Origin of the sequence: Pseudomonas sp. NPDC090233 (assembly GCF_044772285.1) — a bacterium.
GTDB lineage: Bacteria > Pseudomonadota > Gammaproteobacteria > Pseudomonadales > Pseudomonadaceae > Aquipseudomonas.
In genome coordinates this window covers 711044-727884 of the sequence record NZ_JBIVYQ010000002.1, presented here as the reverse complement: position 1 = coordinate 727884, position 16841 = coordinate 711044, and the positions used below count along the sequence as shown (strand labels likewise).

Here is a 16841-nt window from a genome sequence, read left to right as displayed (position 1 = left end):
AGTGACGGAACGCTTTCTGGCCGCGCTGTTGGGCCTGTTGTTGAGCGGCAGTGCCGTGGCGGCGGACTTCCTCGTCGAGGTGCGGGTCCTGGTGCAGCGGGGCTGCATGCTGGTCAACCAGCAACGCGATGCGGGCGCACAGGCCCTGGGGCAAATCGACCTGGGTGAGGCCGCTCGTCTGGACGGCCCCGGTGCGCCCTTGAGCGGCGTGCTGATCAATCATCGCCCCCCGCGCTTGGAGTGCAACCCCGATACGCCTTACCAAGTGCGCGTCGATGGTGGCCAGCACGGCGGTGTGGGTGAACTGCGTTTCCTCGCCAGCAGCGATGCCAAGGCCCGGCCAATTCCTTATCGACTGTATCGCGATGCGGGCTGGCGCGAGCCGGTGGCGGTGGGTGAAGCGCATGCCGCCCGGGTACCGGACAGCGGCACGGTCGAGCTGCCGCTGTACGCCCGTATCGACAAGATGGCCTGGGTACCCCGCGCCGGGCAGTACGCCGACCTGCTCAAAATCACGGTTACCTGGTAACGAGGCCGCCATGCACAAGGACGTCATGCCATGAACCGCACTTCGCTCCTGCTGCTCAGCCTTGGCCCGCTGCTGTTGCCCGCCGGTACGGCGCACGGCACCACCACCGGCTTCATCCAGGCACGCCTGGTGATCTCCGCGGCCTGCCAGATCAGCAGCGGTGACCAGCCGCCCGCGACCCTCGGCAACCCTGGACTGATGGACTTCGGCCAGCGCGGCCCGAACTGGGACCAGCCGCTGCGCACGCGGGTTGACGAGGCGGGCGGCGAGGGCAGCCTGCAGATCAGCTGCACACCCCAGGTCAGGGCCTTCAACGTGCGCATCAACGCCGGCATGAACGGCGATGATGGCGTACGTCGGCTGAGCAATGGCCGCGAAATGATCCCCTATCAGTTGGCCGTCGACCCCGGTGGCAACAGCCGCTACGGCATTGGCCAGGCGCGTGCCTTCACCATCAACAGCACCGATCAGATCCCCATTCCCATCTATGGCGTGGTAGTGGCGCAACCGCGCTCGCTGCCGGCCGGGCTGTACCGCGACACCCTGAGAGTGACCCTGGACTGGTAATCAACGCAAGGAGACTCCGATGCGAACGAACCTCACCCATTGCATCCTCGCTGGCCTCGGCCTGGCATTGGCATCCCACGCCCAGGCCGCCACCGTGACCGGGACCATCAGCTCGACCCTGACCTTGATTTCGGCCTGCCAGGTCAATGGCAGCACGGGCTCCTCGGGGTTGAACTTCGGTACCCTCAGCTTCGGTACCCAGGAGGCGTTGTTCACCACGGCCAACGGCCAAGTGCTGGGTGGAGGCGGCGGTGCCATGAGCATTCTCTGCTCGGCAGGCACGGTGCCGGCAATCCGCGTGCGCGCAGGGGCCCATGATGGCGCCTCGAGCGGCGGCACGCGGGCACTGGCCGACGGCGCCGGCAACTTCGTGCCGTACGACTTCTATACCGACACCGGGCGCACCCAGTTGCTGGCGATCGACGGCACCATCACCCTGCCGACCAGCACCGGCGTGGCGCAGACCGTCAACCTCTATGGCCAGGCACGCGGCAAGGCCGGCCTGCCGGCAGGGGTGTACACCGACACGGTGGCCGTCGAGCTGTCATTCTGAGCCGCCGTCATGCGCAGCTGGGTGTATGGCTGCTTGACCGGGGTCGGGGTGCTGCTGGCACCGTCGCTGGATGCCGCGACCACCAGCACGTTCCAGGTCTCGGCGACGATCGCCGCGGGCTGCCTGGTGGTCGGCGGGGTCACCAGCTATGGCGTGCTCAACTACGGCACGCAGTCGGCGTTGTCGACCGGCATTCTCAGTACCGCATTGGGCGGCACCACGGTGACCTTCCAATGCACCCCTGGCGTAAGCCTGAGCATGAGCCTGGACGCTGGCCAGAACGGCGTGAGCGGCACGCGCTACTTGAAGCGCGGCGGCGGCACCCAGGTCTTGGCGTATCAGCTTTACCAAGACGCGGCGTACAGCCAGAACATCGCAGTCGGCCAGAGCGTAGCCCTGAACACCAGTAACCCGGCGGCGATCAAGCTGTCGGTGTATGGCCGCACGCAGCTGACTGGCCTGCTGCCGGCGGGAACCTATACCGATGTGGTGCAAGTGGCGGTGACCTGGTGAAACAACCGGGCACTCAGACAATCGAGCAAGGAGAGCGGTATGCGGGCAGGCGCGAAGTGGGCGCAGGGTTTGATCGGATTGTTGCTGTTGGCGAGCCTGCCGGTGGGGGCGGCGACTTCGGTGTTGATCTGGCCGATCGACCCGGTACTGGAGGCTGATCAGAAGGCCGGCGCGTTGTGGCTGGAGAACCGCGGCACGGCCCCGGCCAGCCTGCAGGTGCGGGTGTTCGCCTGGCGCCAGGGCGATTACCAGGAACAATTTCAGGCCCAGCGCGAGATCATCGGCAGCCCGCCGGTCGCCACCATCGCTCCCGGGCAGAAGCAATTGATCCGCCTGACCCGCACCGGCAGCTCACCGGCCGGCCAGGAGCAGGCCTACCGCATCATCATCGATGAAATTCCTTCGCCACTGCCCACCGACAACGCCAGCCAGGGCACCACGGCAGCCATCCGCCTGCAGATGCGCTATTCGGTCCCACTGTTCGTCTATGGCGAAGGCTTGTGGGGCAAGCCGGACCCGGAAGGCAAACGTAACGCCAGCGGCGTCGGCAAACCGCAGCTGAGCTGGCGCCCGGTGATGGTGCAGGGCAAGCCGTACGTGGAATTGCGCAACAGCGGCCCGGTGCACGCGAGGCTGACCGACGTGGTGGTGCAACAGGGCAGCCAGGCCAAGCCACTGGCCGAAGGCTTGCTCGGCTATGTGCTGCCAGGCGCCAGCATGCGCTGGCCGGCCCCCGTCGCCCCCAGCAGCAGCGGCGTTTTGAAAGGGAGGGTGAACGGCCAGGAGACGGCCGAAGCGATCCGGCAAGGGCAATGAGCCCTTTCTTGAATGATGGGCCAGGGAGGACCCGGCAATGGTCGGAATCCGTGTGTGAAATGGCTGTCGCAGGCGACGCGTCGCTGGTGCCTGGGGCTGGCCGTGATCGGTCCCGGCCTGGCTGTGGCCGACGACCTGCCACCGCCTCCCACCGAAGCCGCCGCCATCGCCGACGCCACGCTGTACCTCGACCTGCTGGTGAACCAAGTGCCCAGGGCTGAGTTGGTGCCCGTGCAGCAACGGGCTGGCCGGCTGTACCTCGACAGCGAAGTGCTGCGCGCCGCCGGCATTGCCGTGCCAGGCGCCCCCCAGGGCGAGGTGGCGCTGGATGGCGTGGCCGGCCTGCACACCGACTACGACAGTCAGAACCAGCGCCTGCTGCTGCAAGTGCCGCCGGCTTGGCTGCCGGACCAACAGGTCGGCGATCGCAACCTGTACCCGGCCAGCGATGCACGCAGCAGTTTCGGCGCGCTGTTCAACTATGACCTGTACCTCAACGACACCGACGATGGCGGCACTTACCTGGCCGCCTGGAACGAGCTGCGCCTGTTCGACAGCTGGGGCACCTTCGCCACCACAGGCCAGTGGCGCCAGTCGTTCAACGGCGCGCAGGCCGATGACAGCCGCCAGGGTTTCCTGCGCTACGACACTACTTGGCGCTTCACCGACGAGCAGCGCCTGCTGACCTACGAGGCGGGCGACTTCGTCACCGGTGCCTTGCCCTGGACAAGCTCGGTGCGCGTGGGCGGCCTCCAGCTGTCACGCGACTTCGCCGCCCGCCCGGACCTGGTCACCTATCCGTTGCCGGCCTTCGCCGGAGAGGCAGCGGTGCCGACGTCGCTGGATCTGTTCATCAACGGCTACAAATCCAGCAGCACCGAGCTGCAACCTGGCCCTTACACCCTGACCAATGTGCCCTTCATCAATGGTGCTGGCGAGGCTGTGGTGGTGACCACCGATGCTTTGGGTCGTCAGGTGTCGACCACCTTGCCGTTCTACGTCACCAGCAGCTTGCTGCAAAAAGGACTGTCGGACTTCACCGTGGCTGCGGGCAGCCTGCGCCGCGATTATGCCGTACGCGATTTCAGCTATGGACCTGGCGTGGGGTCGGCCAGCTTACGGCATGGCGTCAGCGAGTTCTTTACCCTGGAAAGCCACGTCGAGACGGCCGAATCGCTGCTGCTCGGCGGGCTGGGCGGCAACGTGCGCCTGGGCAACTTCGGGGTGCTCAACGCAGCGCTGGCGCAGAGCCAGTTCGACGGCGAGAAGGGCCATCAGGTCGCCCTTGGCTATCAATACAACAGCCAGCGCATCGGCTTCAGCTACCAGCGCCTGCAGCGCCACGGCGACTATGCCGACCTGAGCCGCGTCGACAGCCCCGAAATCCAACTGAGCCAGCGCAGCGAGCAGGTCACCCTGAGCCTCAACCTCGACCGCTTCGGCAGCCTCGGCGCCGGCTATTTCGATGTACGCGCCGGCGACGGCACCCGCACCCGGCTGATCAACCTGAGCTGGAGCAAGCCGCTATGGGGCAACAGCAGCCTTTACCTGTCGGCCAACCGCGAAGTCGGTGACAGCCAGTGGGCGGTGCAGGCGCAGCTGGTGATCCCGATCGACTTCAGCGGCACCCTGGCCGTGAGCATGGAACGCAGCAAGGACGGCGAAGACCTGCGGCGGATCAACTACAGCCGCGCGGTGCCGGTGGCGGGCGGTGTGGGCTACAACCTGGGTTATGCCACCGGTGGTGACCGCGATGCCTACCGCCAGGCCGACGCTACCTGGCGCCTGCAGTCGGTGCAGCTGCAGGCCGGCGTTTACGGCACCAGCGGTGAGATGACCCGCTGGGCCGACGCCAGCGGCTCACTGGTGTGGATGGATGCTGGCGTGTTCGCCGCCAACCGCATCGATGATGCCTTTGTGGTGGTCAGCACCAATGGCTACGCCGATGTGCCGGTGCGCTATGAAAACCAGGAGATCGGGCGCACCGACAAGGGCGGCCATTTGCTGGTGCCGTACAGCAGCGGTTACTACCGAGGGAAGTACGAGATCGACCCCATGGACCTGCCGCCCGACGTGCTGGCGCCGAATGTCGAACAACGCGTTGCGGTGCGCCGTGGCAGTGGCTACCTGCTGGAATTCCCGCTCAAGCGCGTGCTGGCGGCGAGCCTTGAACTGGTCGATGGCAATCAGCAGCCGCTCAAATTGGGCAGCAAGGTCACTCACCAGGAGAACGGCAGCCAGGCGGTGGTCGGCTGGGATGGTTTGGTGTACCTGGAAAACCTTGCGCCGCATAACCGCTTGCAGGTCGAGCTGGAGGGTGGAGGGCAGTGCCAGGTCGAGTTCGAGATGCCAGAGGCGGAGGGCTCGATCCCATTGATCGGCCCGCTGGTGTGCCGATGAGAGCTTTACGCTGCGGCCTATGGGGCACCTTGCTTTGGCTGCCGGCAAGTTCGGTGTGGGCGTTGTGCGCGTCTGTGCCGACGTTGCCTGCAGGGTTCGGCACCCTCAACTCGACGGTGGTGCGGACCACCGTGCAGACCGCCTCGACTACCAACTCGGGGCTTCAGTGCACGGGATCGTTGCTCAGCCTGCTCAGTTCCGGTGATCACTTTTATGCCACCATCACTTCCAGCACTGCGGGGCTGGTGGGCCCGACGGGCGATGTGATCGGTTACACGCTTTATGCGGACAACAGCACCAGCTACCCGATCACCCGTGGCGTGGCCTTCGACTTCGCCCGCAATGGCATCCTCGACCTGCTGGGCCTGCTCAACGGCACCACGCCCAAGGCCGTGCCGCTGTATCTGCGCACCCAGATCGGCAGCAACGTGGCGGCGGGGGTGTACCAGGAGACGCTGACAGTGGCCTGGAGCTGGAACTACTGCTCGGGGATCGGCATCGGCGCTATTTGCCTGGGGCGCGACATCGGCTCAGGCAGCCAATCGCTGACCGTGACGCTGACGGTGAGCAATGACTGCCAGATCACCACGCCCAATATCAGTTTCGGCAGTGCACCGGTGGTGGCCGGGTTCGGCACGGTGAGCCAGAGCGTGAGCCTGTCGTGCACCAAGGGCAGCAACTACACGGTGGGGCTGGATGACGGCCAGAACGTGTCGGGCGGGCGGCGGCGGATGAAATCGGCGGCCAACAATTACCTGGCCTACGACATCTTCAAGAGCGCCGGAGCCGTGCGCTGGGGCTCGGTGAGCAGCGCACGGCGGTCGAGCAGCGATGCCGATGTGAACCCAGGGGCGGGCACCGGGACCGGCAGCCAGGTGTTCAACTACAACGCCAAGGTCTATACCGACCAGGCGACACCACCGGCCTCGACCTATACCGACAATGTGATTCTTGACGTGCAGTTTTGACGTTGGTCTGTCTGTGCCGGCCTCTTTAGCGGGCTCAGCGGGGCCCCCAGTGGGAACGGCTTCAGCCGCGAAGAGGCCGACCCTGATCAGCGCAAATCTCCAACCATCTTCAGCAACGTCTCCAACACCGCCCCGGCCAGTGCCTTCGACCGCTCCCCCGACCAGCCAGTAACTGGGTCAGGCGCATCATCATGATCCTTGAACGGCATCTCCAAGGTCAGCGACAAACAGTCATACGCCATACCCACCGCATTGCACGCCAGCGTCGTGTTGGCTTGCCCTGGCTCATCGCGGGTGTAGCCATGCTCGGTCTGAAAATCTTTGGTCAACGTACACAGTGTGGTGCGGAACTGCTCCTCCAATTTGGCCAACCGCGGCGTGTACCCCGGATTCCCCTCGCACGCCGCCGTGAACACATGCGGAATTTCCTCATCTCCATGCACATCGATAAAGGCATCCACCCCGTACTGCTTCATCTGTGCCTGGGCAAAGAACACCTCGGGGCTCAGCTCGACACTCGCATCCTGCCAGGCCCGGTTGAGGTCCTTGCCCTTGAAGTTGGTGCGCAGGTGGCCGTGAAAGGCGCCATCGGGGTTCATGTTGGGGATCAGGTACAGGTCGGCTTTTTGCAGCAGTGCTCTGACCGTGTCGTCATTGGCCTGCAGCCGGTCGATCACTCCCTCCATGAACCACTCGGCCATGTGCTCGCCCGGGTGCTGCTGAGCGATCAGCCATAGCTTGCGCTTGCCCGCTGCGCCATCGCCCGCGCGCAGCAGCGGAATGTCACGGCCCTCCACGCTGCGGCCATGGGCCAGCAACTCGACGCTTTCGATCTGTTGGGCACGCTCGATCAGTTGGTTATGGCGAGCACGCGGGTAGGGCTCGAAGTAGGCGAACCAGATCTGCTCCTGCTCGGCCTTCACTTCAAAGGCCAGCGCCTTGCCATCGAACTGGCTGGGCACGCGGAACCAGGCCTTCTGGTCGTAAGACGCCACGGCGTTGTAGCCGGTCCAGGCGTTCTTGTAGGAAGACTCGCTGGCGTTGTCCAGGCTGAAGCGGTGGACCTGGCCTGGGGTGAGTCCGCTGACCTTGAAGTGGAACCACTGGAAGTGGCCGCTGTGGGTATCCGGGCGGATGGCCAGGTGAACCTGGGCCGGGTTGCTGGCATCCAGCACCTGGATGTTGCCGGAATCGAAATCGCAGGTGATCTGCAGGGGGGACAGCGTCACGGTCATTGGCGGGCTCCTTAGGCATTGTTGTGGGGGTACTGTACACCGCTTGGGCTGCTAGTGAATGGGGCAGATCACTCGACCAGCCAACTGGCGTCGCCTTCGATCAGCGTACCGCCATGGCTGGTGGTGTCACCGACACGGGCAGCGGGGCTGCCTTCGATGAGCAGGTGGCTGGCACCGGTTTCGATGATGGCGCCGCAGGAAATCTTGTCGCCGATGCGGGCGATTTGGTTTCCGTTGACGCAGGTGGAGGGGGCGCCGGTGACGACGGTGGTCTTGCCGTGGAGGGGGCAGTCGTGGAGGTGGCCGACCAGGACGATGGGGGGCATGGGTGCTCCTTGAGTATTGTGGTTGCCGAAGTTGCCGCAGGCGGGTCAGTGTTGAATGCTCTGTTTATCGAGCGCTACATCAGCTTCTGGATCTGGGGCAGTCCTTGATTCCAGGTCCATTTCAGGGGGCCAGACTACTTTGGGGGCCAAGCGATAGGGGAATTGATACCAGCGCAGGTCGTTGTGGGCTTCGGGCTCTTTCGCAGGGACTGATGCGCAGGGTTCCCCTTGCATGTAAGCGCAAATAAATGCCCAGACGTATTCATCCGCGGGGTTGGTCGTGAGATGAAAGCGGTCTATTACCTTAGTTGTACCTGGCCTAACGATTGAAAGCATGACGCCGACTGTAAACGTCATCCTGCCGTTGGAATGCTGCGACCAACGCTCGGCTCTTGCCTGAGACCAGTCGTAGGCAACGGGGACTGCCCGCCATCTTACAAAAGGGTTCCACGGCTCGTAGGTGAATTTGTAGGCATAAATCTTTTGCCTTGCCCTGTTGAATCGAATGGGTTCGTCGCGTGGAGGTAGGAAGCTTAGTTTCAGGCACAGGGCAATGCACCAGATGTAAAATATCGAAATGAGGTAAATGAATGCTGAGGCGTCGGCGTTTCCCTTTGTAAGCGCTACTGATAATAGGAGTGGTAATACGGGGGCGGTCAAAATTGGGCACAGGGCCATCAAAATGTAACTCTCTCGTGGAATGGCCCTGGTTCTTGGTGCTTCAAGATATATTTGATCCGCATGGTTTGGTTTGAGTGTTCCAAGTGATCTGATGGTTTTGGGTGGTTCAGTGGGTAATGCTAAGTCTTCTCGCCAGCCCTCACAGGGGGGATTTAGTAGAGGTCGAGCCATGTCGGTGCTCCTACAGGTAAATATCGTTGTTTTTGATTGCGTTTTTGCGCGCGTTGAGATCTTTGCTGTTATCGAGTCAATATTTACGAAAAGTTCGAAGCCAGAGTCTCAGGGTGTTTTTGTAAGCTAATGGCTTAGTGATCTATGGATTAAACCCTGCTCAAGTCTTGACTCGCAGCAGTCCTTGATTCAAGGTCCATTTCAGGTGGCCAAACTACTTTCGGAGCCAGGCGTGAGGCGAGCTCACACCAAAGTACATCGTTGTGGTCCTTCGGCTCACCGGGAGGAGGTAGTGCAGAAGGGCCTTCTTGCATGTACGCACAGATGTAGGCCCAGGCATGCACATCTGCACCCATTGTAGTAAGCTGAAATCGATCTATCACTTCATTCGTTCCAGATCGAATAATTGAAAGCACTACGCCACACTTGAAGTGTGCCCCGCGCCATAACCAACGCTCAGCCCTTACCTGGGACCACTCATAAGCGACGGTTGTTGTACGGGATTTCTCAAATGGATTCCACCAGCAATATGTGTAGTTGTAGGCATAGATTTTTTTTCTTGCTCTATTGAATCTAATGGGCTCGTCGCGTGGAGGTAGTAGGCATGTTTTTAGGCTGTAGCTGATGCATATTGTATGGTTTACAAGAGTAAAGGCGATAAGGGGGAGCAGGTCGGGTTCATCTATGACGATATTGTATGCGAGTATTGGTAGGGCTGTAATGCTAGCTATGATTACGGGGATCATCATCAGGAAAAAAATGTTCCTTAGTTCTATTGTTTTTCTTGGTATTTCTAAGTATGTTTGATCGATGTGGTTTGGGGTGCTAGCTCCAAGTGATTTAATTTTTATTGGCTGTTCATCTGGTAGTGTTAAATCTTCTGCCCAGCTGTGGCACGGTGGATCTAGTAAGGGGCGTGGCATGGTGCTGTCCAATAAGGTAAGTTTGTTATTTTGCAAGGTGTGAGCGTTTGAAACGGTCCGTCCAGCTGGATCACTTGCGCATCGGTACGTGACGAATGCGGCAGTCGAACACTGTTTGTCTTCAGTCGGAAGATAAAAACACTTATTCAGATTCAGGAGCAGTCCTTGATTCTAGGTCCATTTCAGAAGGCCAACCGACTTTAGGGGCCAAGCGTGAAGCGAACTCACACCAAAGTAGATCGTTGTGATCCTTGGGCTCTCCCGGAGCAGGTAACGCGGACGGGCCTTCCTGCATATAGGCACAGATGTATGCCCAGGCATACTCGTCTGCGCCCATCGTTGTAAGTTGAAAGCGATCAATCACTTGATTTGTGCCAGGTCGAATAATTGAAAGTACCACCCCGCATTTGAAAATCAGTCCGCCATTAGGTAGCGCCCCCCTCTGGGACCAACGCTCAGCTCTTACTTGAGACCAATCGTAAGTGATCGGTGTTATTCGGGATTTCTCAAGCGGATTCCACCGGCTATATATATAGTTATAGGCGTAGATCTTTTTTCTTGCTCTGTTGAACCTGATGGGTTCGTCGCGTGGTGGTAATATGCTTAATTTGAGGCCGTAAATTACGCACCATATGTAACAAGTTGAAACCACACCTAGCAATGCTGAGGCCCCGAGGTAACCGCTTGAAATGCTTATTGCTAAAATTATCGGAAGGGCTAGTCCTACTAGCATCATGCATAATGTCATTAAGAATAAAAAATTCCTTAGTGATGTGGTCTTTCTAGGTATTTCTAGATATATCTGGTCGACGTGATTTGGCGTTATTCCTCCAAGCGACAGTGCGGTTTTGGGTGGTTCAGTTGGCAGTGTCAGATCTTCTGCCCACCCTGCGCAAGGTGGATGTAATAAAGGTCGAGTCATGATGCTATCCTGTTGTTAATGCCTTTCGTCTCTACTCACGAGTTTTGCGTAGCCGAAATCATCGCTTTTGTCGGGCCAGAAAATTAAGGTTAGACTGGTGGCTTGTATGTCATGGTTCTCACGTAGCTTAATTTCCCCATGAATATTCAAGGTTCCGTTCTGCTTATTGTGTGTGGTCGTCGGCGCGTTTGGTTCTGGCTGTGCAAGTAAGTTGGTGGTCTCGCAAGATATTTCAATAACTGGATTATTGCTGTTAGAGGATAAGGTTATTGGCTCGGCTTCTTTGCTTGCTCGATAAATTGTAATTTTCCATTCATAATGTGATTGTGTGGTGTTGAATTGAGGTAGATGGAATGAATATACTAACTTGGTCGCTGCTGCAAGCGAAGCGTCGTCGCGAAGTGCGAGAGCCCGTGGCTCTGTGTCTTCTTGAGTGTGTAATGGACGAAATTCAACCTGTATTGATACTTTGGCGTTGATGCCGATAGTCGCTGCGTTTGCCGCGCCGATAGCGTCGTCAAGTTGTTTCGCTTCGACCCAGCGGCGCTGCTCAGTGGGCATTCCCCATCGACTATCTCTTGCCCATAGTTCCAAGAGGTTCGATTCTTCATTTTTTGCAAGTATAGCAATGCCGTATGCAACCAACCCAGCTATTACTGCAATTCCTAAAAGGCCAAGAAGTGAGCTTCCAGCAATGGCTGCGAATGCGCCGATAAATGTTGTGATAAGGGCCGCTGCACCCGCGGTCGTATATAAGATGGCTGAGAGTTGATCGCCTTGTTTCATAGTTCTGATTGCTGCGTGAATGAATTGTTTGGCGTCTGTGATGTACGCTAGTGACGCAACTACGCCACCAAGCTTGGTGAGGTTTTTTGCTAGTGTGGCGGTAGTGCCCACTCCAGAAGCAACTTTCTCGGGGGCTAGAATCGCAGCTGCAAAACTCACCGATTCAATGCTCGCCCCCAGCGCGCCCAATGATGATGAGCCAATGGCTGCGAGAAGTTCCGAATGGATATGCGGGTTGTCCGCTAGCTTGTCATAATTTGTTCGCAAGCTGTCCTGGTGAAACCAGATACTCCCCAGGGCCAGTAACAAACCGGGCCCACTTGTATTGGAAGCGGCACCGCGCAACCCACGAAACGCGTCACTCGCCAACTGCTGAGCCGCATCGGCGGTCAGCTTGACGCTCTCCATCGCGCGCACTGCGCTGTTTCGAAACGAGCCTTCGCCGATTGAAACCTCACGCAGCAACTCGCCCACACCACCTGCAGCACTTTCGCGCAAATTCTTCAAACGCGCCTGCAGGCTTTCTGCACTCTCCAGCGTCCACACCATCACATCGACCAGCTGCTTCCGGTTGCCAGCGGAGGCGATATGAATGGCGCCACTGAGTACCATCGCTCGCACCTTCCGCCCTGCGGGCTTGCGGAACTGTTCATCCAGCTGGCTCAGGTACGCGTCGGTACGTTCCTGCAGTGCCTCGTTGAGCACGCTCAGGTATTCGCCAAGGGTCAACGTGACCTTGATCTGGGTGACAGGTTGGCCGGCGAACAACAGAAACGCAGAACTGTGGACGTGGCCAATCAGCTTCTTGGTTTCACCGGAGATATGCTGTCCCAAGGCGTTACCCGCGCTGGCGGTGGCGGCAAGGAGCTGGCCGATCGCATCCTGCGTCGGCTTGATCATCAGCCTTTCACCGTCCTGGCTGGTCAGGATCCCTTTGATCGTGTCATGCAGTTTGGAGGCGTCGTCGCCGATGAGGGCCTTTCCAAGTTGTGGTAGTAAATCCTGATGCTTGGCGACCAAGGCTTGGTACAAGAGACTTTTAGGGTCTTCAAGCAGTTGCTGCCACAACTCTTGCGTGGCGCCGAGTGGCGAATCTTCTGTAGGAGGCGCTTCGGTAGGGCCGCCAGCGAGGCAGGCCGACATCATGCGGATGAAGTATTCAGCCGACAGCCGATGGGTGGCGCTGTAGTCGAAATAGCCGATCCGTTGAAAGGCGCGCTGCGCGTAGAAATGGGTGTATTGGGCGCCAGCCTGATCAATCATCGATTGCCAATGTTCAAGCTCGCTGTCGTAGGCACGCTGGAAGGTCGCGCGCGCAGTTTCGTCGTACCGTTCCTCCAGGCGTTCTCGTGCTTCGATGCGCTTGCGCTCGATGGCGCGTTGGCCGTGCGCTTGCACATCTACCTGCGGCAGAGGGGCCTTGGCTTTGAGAGGGCTAGCGTTCCAGCGCTCGACGTCCTCGGCATACTGGTCGGTATCTTCCAGGGCCTGGGCAGCGGCCCTGGCCTGATTCAGTTCGCGAATGCCCAGCAACGCCTGGGAAGTGAAGTACTCGAAGTGTCGCTGCGGTTCGGCGCGCCATTCCTGCATGGCCCGGACCAAGCCCGTGCGCTGTGCGTTGGCTTCCATGACCATGCCGACGGGGTCGGGCAGGGGCAGCGCCAATACCCCGTTATTCAAGGCCTCCTGCTGAATGATGGTGCGCACGTGGTTGCGGGTAGCCAGTGAGCGGCTTATGCGCGGGTAGAACCCGTGGGCGCTGATGAATTTGCCGGTGTGGGCCGTTGCATATTCCAGCACCTCGCTCAGCCCCAGTTCGGTCTCCGTCATGGCAATGCCAATGCTGCCGGGGTCGTTGCGTGCTGTGCCAAGGTCGAGCTCGATGAAGCGCTCGGTGCTGTTGGCCTCGTTGTTGGCGATGCCCTGCTGGTAGCGGTCAAGCACATCGCGTGGCCAGGGGTCGTTGGCGAAGGCGAGCCAGGCTTTGCTGAACAGTTGGGTGTCGATGTTGATGAAGGACGCGACGACATCGTGATGCTGTGTTCGGCAGGCTTCCGCCAACGGCCTGCCCGCGGCCAATGGCATCTGCGAAGCCGGGATCCGGCGCAGCGCGCCTTCCGGGGTCACTTGATAGGCGTGCCAGATCGCCTTGTCTAGCAGCACATAGACATAGCCCTGTCGCAGTGTTCGCAACTGGTTGGTGCGCATCTGTACGTAGGTGATCTCGCTGTCGTGCGAAACACGGTAGGACTGGGTTTCCTGCGGGTGCGGCCCGTAAGCCTCGCGCAACAGCAGAATGGGCAGGCCGGAGCGCTCGCAGGCATTGCAGGTGCCGTAGGGGTTGGGGACCTCTTCCTGGGTGACGATGCTGATGGTTTGGCTGATGCTCATCAGTAGCTCCTTGCGGGTGGCAGTGCGGCGACGATCTGCTGCCATGCGGAGTCGTCGTATGTGGCGAATGTGGCGGCCAGGCGCTGTTTGCCTGCGGCCGCATCTGCCACGTCGCGCTGGATGGCGGGATGTAGCAGCAGTTTTGGGTGAACCATCAGCAGGTGCAGGCACAGGCAACGGGCGTCACCTGGGTCGTACAAGCCTCGCTGGTGAGCCTCGAAGATCAGGTTGTAAGCGTGAGCGGGGGTTGGGAGGGTGCGAGAAACCGCGAAGCGACTTGGCGGATTGTTTCGTTGCACGTCGTTCAACCGACGCCAGGCTGTGAGCAACTGGGCCACTTGCGGTGCGATGTGCTGGACGTCTTGGGCGATCTCCGGTATCTCCAACTGACCACTGTCCGGCCGGCTTTCAAGGGACCTGAAACCACCATTGCTGTCGGGATAGAGCCAGCAGCGAATTGGCCCGAGTAGAGCTCCCGCGTTGTTCATCGCGGCATGCAGCAACTCAAAGCGGGTAGGTTCGAACCACGGGGCGGCCCTCGTTGAACCGCGAGGCGATAGGGCATGGCACTGCTGTGCGATCTGTTCGGCCACCCGCTCGGCGGAGTGTTCGCTGAGTAACCACGCGCAGATATAGCGCTTATGCGCGTGTCCTTCGTGCGTCGCATAGGCCGCACTGGCAGCGATGTACTCGCACGGTTTTCCATTGCTGCCATGCAATGTGATCAGTGCTGGCCAATGATGCGGCGCATGGTTCAAGTCACCACGTACAACGCTTGTGACCGCCTCAGGTCCCAGCGTAGAGGTGAGGCTTGCAAGGCTCAGTGGGTGGTCAGGATCGCACTCGGCAGTTGGGTCGACCAACAAGTAACTGAATTCCTTGGTCTTGCGATGCTGGCTGAGGCATTCATTCAGGTGTGCCAGGTTCCCGCTCACTCCTCGGCGCATTTATCAGCCTCCCGCATCACTTGGCCAGTCACCGACAGTGCATTGTCTGAACCTGTCGCCTCGGTTTTGATCGGGCTTTTAATGAAGACGTGCGTGCCATCCAGCGTGATGCCCGTGGCGTCGATGCGAAGAGTCCCGCCTGGCGCATTGAGCGTGATGCTCTCTGAGGCGTTGAGTTCGAGGGTTTGGGTGTGGTGCCGTATCGCCTGGCCAGCGGTGATATCGATGACTTCCTGCACCCGTTGCACAAATTGGCCACCCACCTCAACCGTGTGGTTGGCCTTGATGCTGTCCTGGCGGTTGTTGCCCACTGCTTCGATGCGGTCTAAAGCAATCGCGACGTGCTGATTTCTGCCAACGCTTACTGAAGCGTTCTGGCCGATGATGACGTCTTCGTTGTTGCCGACTGTTTTGCAGCGGTCACAACCGATGGTGATTGATTCGTTACGTTCGACCTGCTCCGTGCGGTCATTGCCAACCTGGGTAGTTTCATCGTGCTTGACCACGTTGTTCTGGTCGCGCTCGGCGTGAATGAACACCTCTTGCTTCCCAAGTTCGTCCTCAAAACGAAGCTCATTGAAACCCTTACCCTTGTGGGTCTGGCTCTTGATCGTCATGCGTGTCTTGTGTTCGGGCAGGTCGTAGGGCGGCAGCTGGTTGCCGCAGTAGGTGCGCCCGGTGATCATCGGTTGGTCGGGGTCGGCATTGACGTACTGGATGATCACGTCCTGGCCGATACGTGGGATGGCCATCGACCCCCAACTGCCACCGGCCCATCCTTGCGAGACGCGGACCCAGCAGGAGCTGAATTCGTTGTCCTGGCTCTCGCGGTCCCACGGGAAGCTGACTTTGACCCGGCCCCACTCGTCGCAGTAGATCTCTTCACCCGGCGGCCCGACCACGGTGGCCATCTGCGGACCATCGATGCGGGGTTTGGGCAGCGGGGCAGGGCGCCACTCGGTCAGGCCAGGCACCAGCACGGCGGATTGCTCGTAATGTGTACTCTGGTCGACCCCTACGGCCTCTTCCTGCAGGCTGGTGAACTGCTTGCCTTCATGTTTCACGCGGGTCACCCGCCAATGCACGTTGAGGTCGTCACGCGGGTGATCGGTGAGGGTGAAACTCAGGCCCGGCTGCAGGCGAACGTCGTCACCCGTGACCTCGGCGAGGCGAGCATCGTGGCGCAGTGCAGTGATGCGGTTCTCGGTAAACGGTATGCCCACCGCATCGCGCTTGTAGCGGCCGGGGTAGTCGAAACGCTCGTAGCTGGAGGATTGATGCTTCAGTTCAGCGCTGGTCGCATGGGCGCTGTGCTGCTGGCGGTAGGCTGGGTTGGTGAAGGTGTAATCGCGTTGCACCTGGCGTGAGCTGCGCACCTGCTCGCTGTAGCGTAAACGGCGCAGGCATGGCGCTGATTGATCACCGCCTCGGGTGGCGTGGTACAGCACAGTATCGGGGCCGCTCGGCTGGTCATCCCCAGGGAAACCCTCGTCGTCATCCTCGTTTTTGATGACACCGTGGCCGATCATGCCCATTGACCGCAGCCGGTCTGTGATCAGCAGCTTGTGCTGTTTAGGGCTGTGCTCGAAGCGATAGACAAACCCTTCTTCTGCAGCCAGTCGGGCGATGAACTCAAGGTCGGTCTCGCCGGCCTGCACACAAAATTCGCGGGTCTGATGATCGGACATCGCGCGCAGTTCGAACTGCTGGATACCTTGGCGCTGAAGCATCATTTCCAGAATTTGCGGCACGCTCTTGTGTTGAAAGATGCGCCAGTTGGAGCGCAGGTTTGCGCGTGCCAATTGAGGTTCGATCAGGGCATGGTAATAGGTGCGATAGAAGCCGCTTTCACCCTGGCTGAAGCTGCTGACCAAGCCGTGTACGTAGCGCAGCGGTCGTTCACCTTTCCAGATGGTGAACAGCACTGGTTTGTCGAGGAGCCTGCCGAAGTCGATATCGTCTGCGTAGCTGACCAATTCCAGATTCAGAGCGAAAGGTTTACACAGCTCTTCCGTGAGCGTGAACGACACCACCTCGAACTCAGCCCCTCCGACCAAGGGCTGAAAGGTGTAACGCAGGTCAGAATGGCAAGTCATGTTGGCTCCTGGGCTCT

General features: G+C 59.9%; 15 protein-coding genes. 7 read left to right on the top strand and 8 right to left on the bottom strand.

Annotation, left to right across the window (positions count from 1 at the left end; all coding sequences use genetic code 11):
* Nucleotide 1 precedes the first annotated feature (1 nt).
* Genes ACIQUF_RS07730 through ACIQUF_RS07700 form a run of 7 tightly spaced genes read left to right on the top strand, consistent with a single transcriptional unit; the run spans nt 2 to nt 6346 of the window.
* Nucleotides 2-529, top strand: a complete 528-nt coding sequence (locus tag ACIQUF_RS07730) for a spore coat U domain-containing protein (RefSeq protein ID WP_403130136.1) — start codon at nt 2-4, stop codon at nt 527-529.
* A gap of 30 nt (nt 530-559) precedes the next feature.
* A complete protein-coding gene (locus ACIQUF_RS07725; protein ID WP_403130133.1) occupies nt 560-1096 on the top strand; it encodes a spore coat U domain-containing protein in 537 nt (178 codons plus the stop codon).
* A 19-nt stretch (nt 1097-1115) separates the two neighbouring features.
* Nucleotides 1116-1649 carry a spore coat U domain-containing protein gene (locus tag ACIQUF_RS07720; protein ID WP_403130130.1) on the top strand — a complete coding sequence of 178 codons (534 nt, stop codon included), beginning with the start codon at nt 1116-1118 and terminating at the stop codon, nt 1647-1649.
* Nucleotides 1650-1658: 9 nt separating this feature from the next.
* Nucleotides 1659-2162 (top strand): spore coat U domain-containing protein, encoded by a 504-nt coding sequence (locus ACIQUF_RS07715; RefSeq protein WP_403130128.1) that lies wholly within the window; start codon nt 1659-1661, stop codon nt 2160-2162.
* Between the two features lie 39 nt (nt 2163-2201).
* The gene (locus ACIQUF_RS07710; RefSeq protein ID WP_403130125.1) at nt 2202-2978 is read left to right on the top strand and encodes a molecular chaperone; all 777 of its coding nucleotides are present in this window, start codon (nt 2202-2204) and stop codon (nt 2976-2978) included.
* Nucleotides 2979-2993: 15 nt separating this feature from the next.
* Nucleotides 2994-5378 carry a fimbria/pilus outer membrane usher protein gene (locus ACIQUF_RS07705; protein WP_403130324.1) on the top strand — a complete coding sequence of 795 codons (2385 nt, stop codon included), beginning with the start codon at nt 2994-2996 and terminating at the stop codon, nt 5376-5378.
* Nucleotides 5375-6346, top strand: a complete 972-nt coding sequence (locus ACIQUF_RS07700; RefSeq protein ID WP_403130122.1) for a spore coat protein U domain-containing protein — start codon at nt 5375-5377, stop codon at nt 6344-6346. The genes ACIQUF_RS07705 and ACIQUF_RS07700 overlap by 4 nt, the downstream gene beginning before the upstream one ends.
* A gap of 86 nt (nt 6347-6432) precedes the next feature.
* Here the strand turns inward: ACIQUF_RS07700 and ACIQUF_RS07695 are convergent, their stop codons facing one another.
* The 8 genes from ACIQUF_RS07695 to ACIQUF_RS07660 form a co-directional block, all read right to left on the bottom strand.
* A complete protein-coding gene (locus tag ACIQUF_RS07695) occupies nt 6433-7581 on the bottom strand; it encodes a M14-type cytosolic carboxypeptidase (RefSeq protein ID WP_403130119.1) in 1149 nt (382 codons plus the stop codon).
* A 68-nt stretch (nt 7582-7649) separates the two neighbouring features.
* Nucleotides 7650-7907 (bottom strand): PAAR domain-containing protein, encoded by a 258-nt coding sequence (locus tag ACIQUF_RS07690; protein WP_403130116.1) that lies wholly within the window; start codon nt 7905-7907, stop codon nt 7650-7652.
* A 45-nt stretch (nt 7908-7952) separates the two neighbouring features.
* Complete coding sequence (locus ACIQUF_RS07685; protein WP_403130322.1) at nt 7953-8585, bottom strand: DUF6708 domain-containing protein; 633 nt, start codon at nt 8583-8585, stop codon at nt 7953-7955.
* A 323-nt stretch (nt 8586-8908) separates the two neighbouring features.
* On the bottom strand, nt 8909-9682 hold the full coding sequence (locus ACIQUF_RS07680; RefSeq protein ID WP_403130113.1) for a DUF6708 domain-containing protein: 774 nt from the start codon (nt 9680-9682) through the stop codon (nt 8909-8911).
* A gap of 142 nt (nt 9683-9824) precedes the next feature.
* Nucleotides 9825-10415: a DUF6708 domain-containing protein gene (locus tag ACIQUF_RS07675; RefSeq protein WP_403130319.1), complete on the bottom strand. Its 591-nt coding sequence runs from the start codon at nt 10413-10415 to the stop codon at nt 9825-9827.
* A gap of 204 nt (nt 10416-10619) precedes the next feature.
* Nucleotides 10620-13781, bottom strand: coding sequence for a T6SS effector BTH_I2691 family protein (locus tag ACIQUF_RS07670; protein ID WP_403130111.1), 3162 nt, complete (start codon nt 13779-13781; stop codon nt 10620-10622).
* Nucleotides 13781-14728, bottom strand: a complete 948-nt coding sequence (locus tag ACIQUF_RS07665; protein ID WP_403130108.1) for a hypothetical protein — start codon at nt 14726-14728, stop codon at nt 13781-13783. Before ACIQUF_RS07665 ends, ACIQUF_RS07670 begins: the two co-directional genes overlap by 1 nt.
* A complete protein-coding gene (locus ACIQUF_RS07660; RefSeq protein WP_403130105.1) occupies nt 14713-16824 on the bottom strand; it encodes a type VI secretion system Vgr family protein in 2112 nt (703 codons plus the stop codon). The genes ACIQUF_RS07665 and ACIQUF_RS07660 overlap by 16 nt, the downstream gene beginning before the upstream one ends.
* Between the last annotated feature and the right edge of the window lie 17 nt (nt 16825-16841).

Excerpts from the sequence above, each read along its gene's own strand:
- ACIQUF_RS07725 (WP_403130133.1), top strand. The coding sequence starts at position 560 with ATGAACCGCACTTCGCTCCTGCTGCTCAGCCTTGGCCCGCTGCTGTTG.
- ACIQUF_RS07720 (WP_403130130.1), top strand. The coding sequence starts at position 1,116 with ATGCGAACGAACCTCACCCATTGCATCCTCGCTGGCCTCGGCCTGGCA.
- ACIQUF_RS07715 (WP_403130128.1), top strand. The coding sequence starts at position 1,659 with ATGCGCAGCTGGGTGTATGGCTGCTTGACCGGGGTCGGGGTGCTGCTG.
- ACIQUF_RS07710 (WP_403130125.1), top strand. The coding sequence starts at position 2,202 with ATGCGGGCAGGCGCGAAGTGGGCGCAGGGTTTGATCGGATTGTTGCTG.
- ACIQUF_RS07705 (WP_403130324.1), top strand. The coding sequence starts at position 2,994 with ATGGGCCAGGGAGGACCCGGCAATGGTCGGAATCCGTGTGTGAAATGG.
- ACIQUF_RS07700 (WP_403130122.1), top strand. The coding sequence starts at position 5,375 with ATGAGAGCTTTACGCTGCGGCCTATGGGGCACCTTGCTTTGGCTGCCG.
- ACIQUF_RS07695 (WP_403130119.1), bottom strand. The coding sequence starts at position 7,581 with ATGACCGTGACGCTGTCCCCCCTGCAGATCACCTGCGATTTCGATTCC.
- ACIQUF_RS07690 (WP_403130116.1), bottom strand. The coding sequence starts at position 7,907 with ATGCCCCCCATCGTCCTGGTCGGCCACCTCCACGACTGCCCCCTCCAC.
- ACIQUF_RS07685 (WP_403130322.1), bottom strand. The coding sequence starts at position 8,585 with ATGGCCCTGTGCCCAATTTTGACCGCCCCCGTATTACCACTCCTATTA.
- ACIQUF_RS07680 (WP_403130113.1), bottom strand. The coding sequence starts at position 9,682 with ATGCCACGCCCCTTACTAGATCCACCGTGCCACAGCTGGGCAGAAGAT.
- ACIQUF_RS07675 (WP_403130319.1), bottom strand. The coding sequence starts at position 10,415 with ATGCTAGTAGGACTAGCCCTTCCGATAATTTTAGCAATAAGCATTTCA.
- ACIQUF_RS07670 (WP_403130111.1), bottom strand. The coding sequence starts at position 13,781 with ATGAGCATCAGCCAAACCATCAGCATCGTCACCCAGGAAGAGGTCCCC.
- ACIQUF_RS07665 (WP_403130108.1), bottom strand. The coding sequence starts at position 14,728 with ATGCGCCGAGGAGTGAGCGGGAACCTGGCACACCTGAATGAATGCCTC.
- ACIQUF_RS07660 (WP_403130105.1), bottom strand. The coding sequence starts at position 16,824 with ATGACTTGCCATTCTGACCTGCGTTACACCTTTCAGCCCTTGGTCGGA.